This is a genomic window from Microbispora sp. NPDC004025 (genome assembly GCF_053604425.1).
Window position 1 is genome coordinate 1 of record NZ_JBSGHN010000033.1, and the last position, 11,059, is coordinate 11,059.

The 11,059-nt window shown below is 69.4% G+C and carries 8 protein-coding genes; 5 read left to right on the forward strand and 3 right to left on the reverse strand.

Features of this window, described 5'->3' with window-relative positions; genetic code table 11:
• Positions 1–355 (reverse strand): hypothetical protein (locus ACWEQG_RS38780; protein WP_452292612.1); only part of this gene is annotated, 355 nt, incomplete at its 3' end.
• On the opposite strand from ACWEQG_RS38780, the gene ACWEQG_RS38785 reads away from it, so the two are divergent.
• Together ACWEQG_RS38785 and ACWEQG_RS38790 are read left to right on the forward strand one after the other, a co-directional pair.
• Positions 267–521 carry an FCD domain-containing protein gene (locus tag ACWEQG_RS38785; protein ID WP_452292626.1) on the forward strand — a complete coding sequence of 85 codons (255 nt, stop codon included), beginning with the start codon at positions 267–269 and terminating at the stop codon, positions 519–521. The two genes, ACWEQG_RS38780 and ACWEQG_RS38785, sit on opposite strands and share 89 nt — an antisense overlap.
• A 421-nt stretch (positions 522–942) precedes the next feature.
• A complete protein-coding gene (locus ACWEQG_RS38790) occupies positions 943–3,771 on the forward strand; it encodes a glycosyl hydrolase family 95 catalytic domain-containing protein (RefSeq protein ID WP_452292614.1) in 2,829 nt (942 codons plus the stop codon).
• A gap of 146 nt (positions 3,772–3,917) precedes the next feature.
• Here ACWEQG_RS38790 and ACWEQG_RS38795 read toward each other — a convergent pair whose 3' ends face one another.
• Positions 3,918–4,958: a LacI family DNA-binding transcriptional regulator gene (locus tag ACWEQG_RS38795; protein WP_452292616.1), complete on the reverse strand. Its 1,041-nt coding sequence runs from the start codon at positions 4,956–4,958 to the stop codon at positions 3,918–3,920.
• A gap of 565 nt (positions 4,959–5,523) precedes the next feature.
• Here ACWEQG_RS38795 and ACWEQG_RS38800 point away from each other — a divergent pair.
• The 3 genes from ACWEQG_RS38800 to ACWEQG_RS38810 all read left to right on the forward strand — a co-directional run bounded on the left by ACWEQG_RS38800 (position 5,524) and on the right by ACWEQG_RS38810 (position 9,869).
• A complete protein-coding gene (locus ACWEQG_RS38800) occupies positions 5,524–7,161 on the forward strand; it encodes a cellulose binding domain-containing protein (protein ID WP_452292618.1) in 1,638 nt (545 codons plus the stop codon).
• A 60-nt stretch (positions 7,162–7,221) separates the two neighbouring features.
• Complete coding sequence (locus ACWEQG_RS38805; protein WP_452292620.1) at positions 7,222–8,052, forward strand: pectate lyase; 831 nt, start codon at positions 7,222–7,224, stop codon at positions 8,050–8,052.
• Positions 8,053–8,237: 185 nt separating this feature from the next.
• Positions 8,238–9,869: a cellulose binding domain-containing protein gene (locus ACWEQG_RS38810; protein WP_452292622.1), complete on the forward strand. Its 1,632-nt coding sequence runs from the start codon at positions 8,238–8,240 to the stop codon at positions 9,867–9,869.
• A 159-nt stretch (positions 9,870–10,028) separates the two neighbouring features.
• Here ACWEQG_RS38810 and ACWEQG_RS38815 read toward each other — a convergent pair whose 3' ends face one another.
• Positions 10,029–10,742 carry a FadR/GntR family transcriptional regulator gene (locus ACWEQG_RS38815; protein ID WP_452292624.1) on the reverse strand — a complete coding sequence of 238 codons (714 nt, stop codon included), beginning with the start codon at positions 10,740–10,742 and terminating at the stop codon, positions 10,029–10,031.
• Between the last annotated feature and the right edge of the window lie 317 nt (positions 10,743–11,059).

The window sequence follows — 11,059 nt, forward strand, 5'->3', positions numbered from 1 at the left end:
GCCCGCCGTGGATGAGCTTCGAGCTCCACCGGGAGGTGCCGAACGCCAGGTCGTGGGATGTCACCTGGGGTGACAGACCCGCGTCGCCGTTACCCCCGGATCCACGAGCCGGTCCGGACCCACCGCTACCCTGATGGCCACCACTGGGGAGGCTGACGTGGGGGCCCACCTGGGCGACCTGCTCGACCACGCCGAGACGATCGCCGCGGCAGACGCCATCGACCACGAGAAGTCTCATCGCCCTCGACCAGGACTTCCACGCCCTCATCACCTCCCACTGCGGCAACGCCGTCCTGGCCGCGGTCATCCACAACATGTCCGGCCGCACCGTGCGGGCCAGGATCCGGCGCGGCATGAGCGATCCGCAGGCCGTCCACCGGACCCTCCGCGAACACCGCGCCGTCCACCGCGCCCCGCGGGCACGCGATCCCGACCGCGCCCGGCTCCACGCCGCCCCGCACGTCCTCGGCGTCGAGGAAAGCCTCACCGGCCCGCACACCTACGAGACCCCCGATGACTGACCCCGTACCTCACCCGGACGAGGGCGGACACGGCCCGCCGTCGCAGTGAAACATTCATGACGGCCCTACGGCTCCCCGCGACAGCCGCGTCCCACGACGGCTGACCGGGAACGCGGCCGGCTCCGCTTCCCAGGGCTCGGACCAGCCAGCATCCGACGATGACGACGGGATGAACGAACGGACAGAGATCCCATCTCTCATCGGATCCGACAACCGGAATGCACGAATTTCGGCAAGTCCGGCGCACCCATTGACTGGATTGATCACATGTTCGTAGCCTTGCGCGGAGCCTTTTGATCCAGCCGCACCGAACACCCGCTGTGTCTCGTCGACACCCGAGGATGCGGTCGAAACGATTCGAAAACGGCCGCGCCTTTCTCGGACTTGGAGGACCGAATTGTCTGAGTTATCGCGAAGGCAAATGCTGAAGCTCGGCGCGGTGGGAACCGGAGCCGCGCTGCTGCCGCTGCAGTGGACGGCGACCGCGCGGGCCGCGGCGGCGCCGCCCCCGGAAGTACGCGCCGCGAACGATCTGGCGCTGTGGTACGACGAGAGCGCCGGCACGGAATGGCTGCGTGCGCTGCCGATCGGCAACGGGCGCCTCGGCGCCATGGTGTTCGGCAACGTCGACACCGAGCGGCTGCAGCTCAACGAGGACACCATTTGGGCCGGCGGGCCGTACGACCAGAGCAACACGAGGGGCGCGGGGGCCCTGGGACAGATCCGGCAGCTGGTCTTCCAGAACCAGTGGAGCCAGGCCCAGAGCCTGATCGACCAGAACATGCTGGGCAATCCCTCGGCCCAGCTGGCGTACCAGACCGTCGGCAATCTGCGGCTCGCCATCGGCAGCAACAGCGGGGTCTCGGAGTACAACCGGTTCCTGGACCTCACCACGGCCACCACGACGGTGTCGTACCTGCAGAACGGCGTGCGGTACAGGCGCGAGGTGCTCGCGAGCGCACCCGACCAGGTCATCGCCGTGCGGCTGACCGCCGACAGAGCCGGTTCGATCACGTTCTCCGCGACGTTCGACAGCCCCCAGCGGACCACGCGCTCCAGCCCGGACGGCACGACGGTGGCGCTCGACGGCGTGTCCGGCGACCAGAGGGGCCTGGCCGGCAAGGTGAGGTTCCTGGCGCTGGCGCGGGCCGTCGCGCAGGGCGGCAGCGTCAGCAGCTCCGGCGGCACCCTGCAGGTGAGGGGCGCCGACAGCGTGACGCTGCTGATCTCCATCGGCTCCAGCTACGTGAACTACAAGGACGTCAGCGGCGACTACCAGGGCATCGCGCGGCGGCACCTCGACGCCGCCGACGACAGGAGCTACGACGACCTGCGTGCCCGGCACGTCGCCGACTACCAGCGGCTGTTCGGGCGCACGACGCTCGACCTCGGCCGCACCTCGGCGGCCGACCAGCCGACCGACGTCCGGATCGCGCAGCACTCCGGCACCAACGACCCGCAGTTCTCCGCGCTGCTGTTCCAGTTCGGCCGCTATCTGCTGATCTCCTCTTCGCGTCCCGGCACCCAGCCGGCCAACCTGCAGGGCATCTGGAACGACTCGCTCACCCCGTCGTGGGACTCGAAGTACACCCTCAACGCCAACCTGCCGATGAACTACTGGCCCGCCGACACCACCAACCTGGCGGAGTGCTACGAGCCGGTGTTCCGGATGATCAACGACCTCACGGTCACCGGGGCCCGGACGGCCCGGGCGCAGTACAACGCCGGCGGCTGGGTGACCCACCACAACACCGACGGGTGGCGAGGCTCCTCCGTCGTCGACGGCGCGCTGTGGGGCATGTGGCAGACCGGCGGCGCCTGGCTGTCCACCATGATCTGGGACCACTATCAGTTCACCGGCGACGTCGAGTTCCTGCGGCAGTACTACCCGGCCATGAAGGGCGCCGCCCAGTTCTTCCTGGAGACCCTCGTACGGGAGCCGAGCCTGGGATATCTGGTCACGAACCCGTCGAACTCCCCCGAACTGCCCCACCACTCGGGTGTCAGCGTGTGCGCCGGCCCGACGATGGACAACCAGATCCTGCGTGACCTGTTCAACGGCTGCGCCAAGGCCAGTCAGGTGCTCAACGTCGACGCCGACTTCCGGACGCAGGTCCTGACCGCCCGGGACCGGCTCCCGCCCATGAAGGTCGGCTCGCGCGGCAACATCCAGGAGTGGCTCTACGACTGGGTCGAGACCGAGCCGAACCACCGGCACATCTCCCACCTGTACGGCCTGCACCCCAGCAACCAGATCACCAAGCGCGGCACGCCCTCCCTGTACACCGCCGCGCGGCGGACCCTCGAACTGCGCGGCGACGACGGCACGGGCTGGTCCCTCGCCTGGAAGATCAACTACTGGGCGCGGATGGAGGAAGGCGACAAGGCGCGCAGCCTCATCGGCCTGCTGGTGAGGACCGACCGGCTCGCGCCGAACATGTTCGACCTGCACCCGCCGTTCCAGATCGACGGCAACTTCGGCGCCACGTCCGGCATCGCCGAGATGCTGCTGCAGAGCCACAACGGCGAACTGCACGTGCTGCCCGCGGTGCCCTCGGCCTGGCCGAGCGGGAAGGTGCAGGGCCTGCGGGGCCGCGGCGGCTACACCGTGGACGCGACGTGGAGCTCCGGCGGGTCCACCGAGATCCTCGTCAGGTTCGACCGGGACGGCACGGTCAACGTGCGCAACCGGATCTTCACCGGGACCTACCAGGTCGTCGACGCCGAGACCGGCGGCGCCGTCACCGTCACCAAGCCCGAGGCCGACGTCGTCGCGCTGCCCGGCCAGGCAGGGCGCACCTACCGCCTGACCGGGTCCGGTGGCGGCTCCACGCCGACGGGCTACGTGCGGATCGCCAACGCCGCCACCGGCCTGGTGCTGGACAGCGGCGGCAACGTGGCGTCGGGGTCGAACCTCAAGCAGTGGAACTGGGACGGCAGCACCAACCTGCAGTGGCAGCTCGTCGACCTGGGCGGCGGCTGGTACCGCATCGTCAACCGCACAAACGGCATGGTCATCGACAGCTGGGGCAACACCGCCAACGGCGCCAACGCCAGGCAGTCGGCCTGGAACGGCGGCAACAACCAACAGTGGCGCCTCAACAGCGTGGGCAACGGCCGCTACCAGATCGTCAATCGCGGCACCGGCACCGCGCTCGACGGCATGGGCAACAGCTCCGCCGGCTCCACCGTGGGCATGTGGACGCCGAACAACAGCACCAACAACCAGTGGACCATCACGAACGTGTGACGCCGGGGAGCCCGCCGAAGGCTCACCGCCGCGCCTCTCCGCGACCGGCCTCCGGTGGCGGAGAGGCGCCTCCCCTCATCGTGCCCGCGCTTATCGACGGGGACAACGGCCGGGGCCGCGGTGCGGTACGCCGGAGACGGCCGCGCTCAGGCCGATCTCGGCGGGGCCGTGCTGTCGCGCACCACGAGGGCGGCGCCGAGTTCGACGAGCGGCCGGGAGGGCCTGTCCCCGTCGGCGAGCGCCAGCGCGATGCGCGCGGCGGTCGCGCCTATCTCGAAGAACGGCTGGCGCACGGTGGTCAGCGCCGGTGCGACCCACTCGCAGTGCTCGATGTCGTCGAACCCGACCACGCTGAGGTCGTCGGGAATGCGAAGACCCAGGAGCCGAGCGGCCTCGTAGACGCCGAACGCCTGCAGGTCGTTGCCGCACACGACGGCGGTCGGCGGCTCGGGCAGGGCCAGCAGCTGCGACCCGAGATCCCGGCCCTGCTCGAACAGGAAGGGCCCACTGCGCATGAGACGTTCGTCGAACGGGACGCCGGCGGTGTCCAGAGCGGCCCGGAACCCGTCCAGCCGCGCCCGTGTGGCCAGGAATCCGGCCGGCCCGGTGATCAGGCCGATGCGCCGGTGCCCCAGCTCCAGCAGGTGCCGCGTGGCCGCCAGAGCACCGCTCCAGCTGGTCGATCCCACCGACGGCGTGGGGTGCACGTCCCCCGTCGGGTCGAGCGCCACGAGGGGCACGCCGTTCGCCTCGAACAGCTCGCGGTGCTCGGTGGTGACCTCGGAGACGACGGCGATGACTCCCACCGGCTGCCGCTGCAGCAGCGGCTCCACCCACGGCAGGCCCGCCGACACGCGCGAGCGCACGTCGGTGAAGCCGACGCCCAGCTGACGGGTGGCCGCGATCTGCTCGACGCCCCGCATGATCTCTATCGCGATGGAGCCCAGCATGTTGCCGAACACCACTTCGAGGCCGTGTGCCGACCCGGCGGGGACCGGCCTGCGGTACCCGTGCTCGCGCAGGAGCTCCTCCACCCGCTTGCGGGTGCCCTCCCCCACCCCTGCCCGGCCGTGGAGCACCTTCGACACCGTCGGCGGTGAGACCCCGGCGAGCTGGGCGATCGCGGCGACCGTGAGGTCACCGCGCCGCAGTCCTCGGCGCCCCTGCAACCGGCCTCCCCCGATCATGCGGGGAGTCTACGTGACCCGGGGCGAAATCGACCGCGAACGCGATCCCGGCTGCCGCGCCGGCGAGCAGTGGGCGGCCGCGCGATGCCACAGAAAGTAACCACCGAAAAGGGATATGAACCAATTTCTAGGCGTTTGTCGGGCAGTACCACACTGTTCGCATACACGAACACCGGCCCGGCCATGCCGTACGCCGCCTGAAAATTTCAGCACAACCCATGCTCGCGGCATCGGCGCCGGCGGGATTTCGTTTCCTTTCGCGCACCCTGCCCCCAGCGCGAAGTGGGTGCCGCCTGTCCCTCTTCAGCTGGTCGGATGTGCTTTCCATCGCCTCCCCCTCGGCTCGGAGAGTGTTTCCGCACCGGTGCCGAGACCGGGATCCGGGAGACTGTTTCCGAAACTTGAGGAGGTTAACGTACGAAATTTTCCTATAACGTGCCGCGCAGGTGATGTCGAGACCCCGTGCTCGGCATGAAGCGCAACAGGAGGAGTCATGACGCAAGGCCGGAATGAGCCCGTCAGCAGCGAGCGAAGAGTGCTGAGCCGGAGATCCGTCCTGGCGACGATGGGTGCTCTGCCGGTTCTCACGGCCGCGACGTCGATCCTGGGGGCCACGGAGGCCGCGGCGGCCACCGCGACCATCAATCCGTCGGCGCAGCGGCAGACGATCAAGGGCTTCGGCGGCATGACCCACGCGGCCTGGGCCGGCGACCTGACAGCCGCCCAGCGGGAGACGGCGTTCGGCACCGGCGAGGGAAGGCTGGGGTTCTCCATCCTGCGGATCCCCGTCGGGGAGAGCCAGGCGGACTTCGGCCGTGACCTGGCGACGGCGAAGCGCGCGGCCGAGCTCGGAGTGACCGTCTTCGCGTCGCCGTGGAACCCCCCGGCCAGCATGATCGAGACCTTCAACCGCAACGGCCAGACCAACGCGAAACGGCTCAGGTACGACCAGTACGCCGCCTACGCCCAGCACCTGAACGCCTTCAGCACGTACATGAAGAACAACGGGGTGAACCTGTACGCCATCTCCGTGCAGAACGAGCCCGACTACGCGCACGACTGGACATGGTGGACGTCCACCGAGATGGTCCGGTTCCTGCGGGAGAACGCCGGCTCGATCAACACCAGGGTCATCGCGCCCGAGTCCTTCCAGTACGTGAAGAGCGTGTCGGACCCGATCCTCAACGACTCCACGGCGCTCGCCAACGTGGACATCATCGGCGCCCACCTCTACGGCACGTCGTACTCGAACTTCCCCTACCCCCTCTTCAAGCAGAAGGGCGCGGGCAAGGAACTGTGGATGACCGAGGTCTACTACCCCAACAGCACCGACTCGGCCGACACCTGGCCCCAGGCGCTCGACGTGGGCGAGCACATGCACCGCGCCATGGTGGACGCCGAGTTCCAGGCGTACGTCTGGTGGTACATCCGGCGCAGCTACGGCCCGATGCGGGAGGACGGCCAGCTCAGCAAGCGCGGCGCCATCATGGCGCAGTTCGCCAGGTTCGTCCGCCCCGGATATGTGCGGATCGACGCGACGGCGAACCCGGCGACGAACGTCTACGTCTCGGCGTACCGGAGCGGCAACACCGTCGTCATCGTCGCCATCAACAAGGGGACCTCCGCGGTGAGCCAGCAGTTCACCGTGGCGAACGCCGGCTCGGCCGGCGTCTCGTCCTGGGTGACCGACGGGAGCAGGAACGTCGCGCCCCAGGCGGCGACCACCATGTCGAACGGGTCCCTCACCGTCACGCTGCCCGCCCGCAGCATGACGACCTTCGTGACCAGCCTGAGCGGCGGCCAGTCCCCCAGCCCGTCGCCCATCGTGTCGCCCATCGTGTCGCCCAGTCCGTCACCCGTCACATCGCCCAGCGGCGGCACCGGGACCGGGCCCCGGGTCAGCTACACGATGAACACCTGGGGCAACGGCTTCACCGCCGGCATCAGCATCACCAACACCGGGACCTCGGCGATCAACGGCTGGACGCTGGCCTTCACCCTGCCCTCGGGCCAGTCGATCACCTCCGGCTGGAACGCCACCTACTCGCCCTCCAGCGGCCAGGTGAGCGCCCGCAACGTCGACTACAACGGCACTCTGGCTCCCGGGGCCACCGTCGACATCGGCTTCCAGGCCACCCACAGCGGCAACACGGCCGAACCGACCGCCTTCACCCTCAACGGCGTCCCCTGCACCGTGGTCTGACCGGCACGTGACCACCCGGAGACGGCCAAGTAAGGCCCTCCGCTCCCCCTTGGAGTGTGTATGAGCACATTCGCGCGATTCCGTGCCGCGTTCGTGGCCGCCTCGGCGGCCGGGACGATGCTCGCGGCCGGACCGGCCGGCGGCGCGTCCGCGGCAACCACCCCGCACACAGTCCCGCACACGGCCCCGTTCGCCCTGCGCCTGGCCGCCTGGCCCTCCCCGAGCGGCCAGCAGGCCGTCGGCGCGACGATCAACGTCTCCGGCACCCTCGACGGCGGCATGAAGCGCTACTACGGCACCGGCGCCCTCGGCTCCGGCAGCCAGAACGAGGGCCAGCCCCCCGTTTTCAAGCTGGCCAACGGCGCGGTCCTGAAGAACGTCATCATCGGCTCGCCCGCCGCCGACGGCGTCCACTGCACCGGCACCTGCACCCTGCAGAACGTCTGGTGGGAAGACGTCGGCGAGGACGCCGCCACCTTCAAAGGCACCTCCTCCTCACAGACGATGACCATCGACGGCGGCGGCGCCCGATCGGCCAGCGACAAGGTCTTCCAGCACAACGGCCCCGGCACCATGGTCATCAAGAACTTCCAGGTGCAGAACTTCGGCAAGCTCTACCGCTCCTGCGGCAACTGCTCCACCCAGTACAAACGCAACGTCGTCCTCCAGAACGTCACCGCGACCACACCCGGAAAAGTCCTGGCCGGCATCAACACCAACTACGGCGACACCGCGCGCTTCTCCCAGGTCACGATCGTCAACGACCCGAGCAGGAAGGTCGTCATCTGTGAGAAGTACCGGGGCGTGACCAGCGGCGAGCCGACCAAGACCGGCAGTGGTGCCGACGGCGTCAACTGCGTCTACACCACCTCCGGCATCACCTACCGGTAAGCCCCATCACCGGCTCGTCCACCATCTCGGGCTCCACCGCCGACGGCAGCGCGGTCACCCCGCCCGTCACCCGCGGTGGCCCCTGATTCTCCATGCCTGTCCGGTGTCGTGGCCGGAGCGATCCTGGCCGGCCACGACACCGGACCGGCGACCCGTCCATCCGTGACTCACCTGAAGGAGGGTCCGTGCGCAAGGTGGGAGCTCTACTCGCCGCCGGCGTTCTCGCGACCGGCTCGATCGCCCTGCAGGGCCAGGCCGCCGCCCTGGACAACGGGGTGGCCCGCACACCCCCCATGGGCTGGAACAGCTGGAACACCTTCGGCTGCAACATATCCGAGACGCTGATCAAGCAGATGGCCGACGCGATCGTCAACTCCGGCCTGCGCGATCTGGGCTACCAGTACGTCGTGGTCGACGACTGCTGGATGAACTCGACCCGTGACTCCGCCGGGAACCTGCAGGCCAACGCCTCGCGGTTCCCGAGCGGGATGAAGGCCCTCGGCGACTACCTGCACGCCAAAGGGCTGAAGTTCGGCATCTACCAGGCGCCGCTGGACAAGACCTGCGCGCAGTACTTCGGCAGCTACCCCGGCGCGACCGGCGCCCAGGGACACGAAGCCCAGGACGCCAGACAGTTCGCCGCCTGGGGCGTGGACTACCTCAAATACGACTGGTGCTCCCCCAGTGGCACCATCGACGACCAGGTCCGCACCTTCGCCAAGATGCGTGACGCGCTGGCGGCGACCGGACGGCCGATCGTCTACAGCATCAATTCCAACAGCATCCACGCCAAGACCGGCCCGCAGCGCGACTGGGGCGACATCGCCAACATGTGGCGGACGACCGAGGACATCACCAACAAGTGGGACACCGGTCAGACCAACGGCTACCCGATGGGCATCCAGAACATCGTCAACGTCACCGTCCCGCTCGCCTCCTACGCGAGACCGGGAGCGTTCAACGACCCGGACATGATGGAGGTCGGCCGGGGCGGCATGACCGACACCGAGATGCGCAGCCACTTCGCCCTGTGGGCGATGATGGCCTCACCCCTGATCCTCGGCAACGACGTGCGCAACATGGACGCCGCGACGCAGACGATCCTGAAGAACGCCAACCTGATCGCCATCAACCAGGACCCGCTCGCGGTGCAGGCACGCCAGATCAGCAACGACGGCACCCGGCGCGTGCTGGCCAAGAGGCTCGGCAACGGCGACGTCGCGGTCGCCCTGTTCAACCAGGGCGGCAGCACCACCACGATCAGCACCACCGCCTCCGCCATCGGACTGTCCGGCGGCTCGTTCACCCTGCGCGACGCCTGGACCAACACCGTCAGCGGCACCACCGGCGCCATCTCGGCCAGCGTGCCGGCTCACGGCACCGTCGTGTACCGGGTCAGCGGCACGACGTCGTCCCCCAGCCCTTCACCGAGCCCCAGCCCGTCCCCGTCCCCCACGCCGTCCCCCAGCCCGCCGCTCTCCCCCAGCCCGTCGCCGACGCCCGGCGGGCAGCCGGGCACCTGCACGGCGACCTACAAACGGATCAACGACTGGGGCAGCGGCTTCCAGGGCGAGGTCACCGTCGGCAACAACGGGCCGACCCCGCTCAACGGCTGGACCGTCAAAATGACGCTGGCCGGCGGGCAGAGCATCACGAGCCTGTGGAACGGCGTCAACACCGGCACCAGCGGCGCCATCACCGTCAAGAACGCCCCCTACAACGGCACCCTCGCCGGCAACGGCTCGACGACGTTCGGCTTCACCGCCAACGGCAACGGCTCCACCGCCCCCACCGGCATCACCTGCACGAGCCCGTAGCCGATGCGGGCGGCCGGCGCCGCCGCGCCGCCCGAGTTCCTGGCCGCCCCAGCCCCTGACCGGCTGATCTCGAGCCGTACGGGGCCGGGGTGGGGTGACATGATGCGGGCAGGTCGGGCGCGATCCGCGCCCCGGTCACGGCGCCGGTCGCGGTGCCGGTTACGGTGCCGGTCGCGGGTCGGCGCCGGGCCGAGACCGGCCGAGGTTGTCCCGCAGCCAGGTCTCCGTGGTGCTGACGTGCATGAGCGCCGCGGCCTGGGCCAGGGGGGCGTCGCCGGCCGCGAGCGCGCGGTAGATGGCGGCGTGCTCGGCGATCGTGCGGCCGGCCGCGTTCTCCTCCACCAGCCCGCGCCACACACGCGCCCTAAGCGTCTGACTGGCGATGCCGCCGAGCAACGCCGACAGCGACTTGTTGCCCGTCGCCTCGAACACGGCGCGGTGGAAGGCGTCGTCGTGGTGGTTGAGCGCCTCGATGTCGTCCTGCGCCCCGATCATCGCGTTGAGATGCCGCTCGACCTCGGCGAGCTGGCCGGCGGTGATCCGGGCGGCGGCCAGCGCGGTGGCCACCGGCTCGAACAGCCGCCGCACCTCGGTGATCTCGAGCAGATCGTCGCCCCGCATCATCTCCACGGCCAAACCGACGCCTTCGAGCAGCAGCTCCGGCGAAAGGCTCGTGACATAGGTGCCGTCACCTCTGCGCACCTCCAGCACACGGGTGGTGACGAGGGATCGGACCGCCTCTCTGAGCAGGTTGCGGGACAGGCCCAGCTCGGCGGCGAGCTCCTGCTCGGGAGGCAGCCGGGCGCCCGGGGGCAGCGTCCCGTCCTTGATGAGCTGCCTGATGCGTTCGATCGCCTGCTCCGTCAACGACATACCTGCATTTTGGTACGCCAACACAACGGACCTCTACATGGCTCCTTGGGGCGTATGGAACGTTCTCAGAACCGCCTCGCACGAACCCGCCGTCACCCCCGCTGGATCGCCCGCGGCGACGCGCGCCGCGGCCTGCGGCAGGTGGCGGCGGCCAGGTGGCCGCCACGCCGCCCCTCGGGTGCGGTGTGCGTGCCCGAGGGGCGGCGGGAGCGGTGTCAGGGGGTGGTCAGGTCGAATCGGTTGACGGTGACCGCGCCGCCCAGGGACTGGGTGGCGTAGTTGAAGATGGCGAAGCGGTAGCCCATGAAGAACTGCCA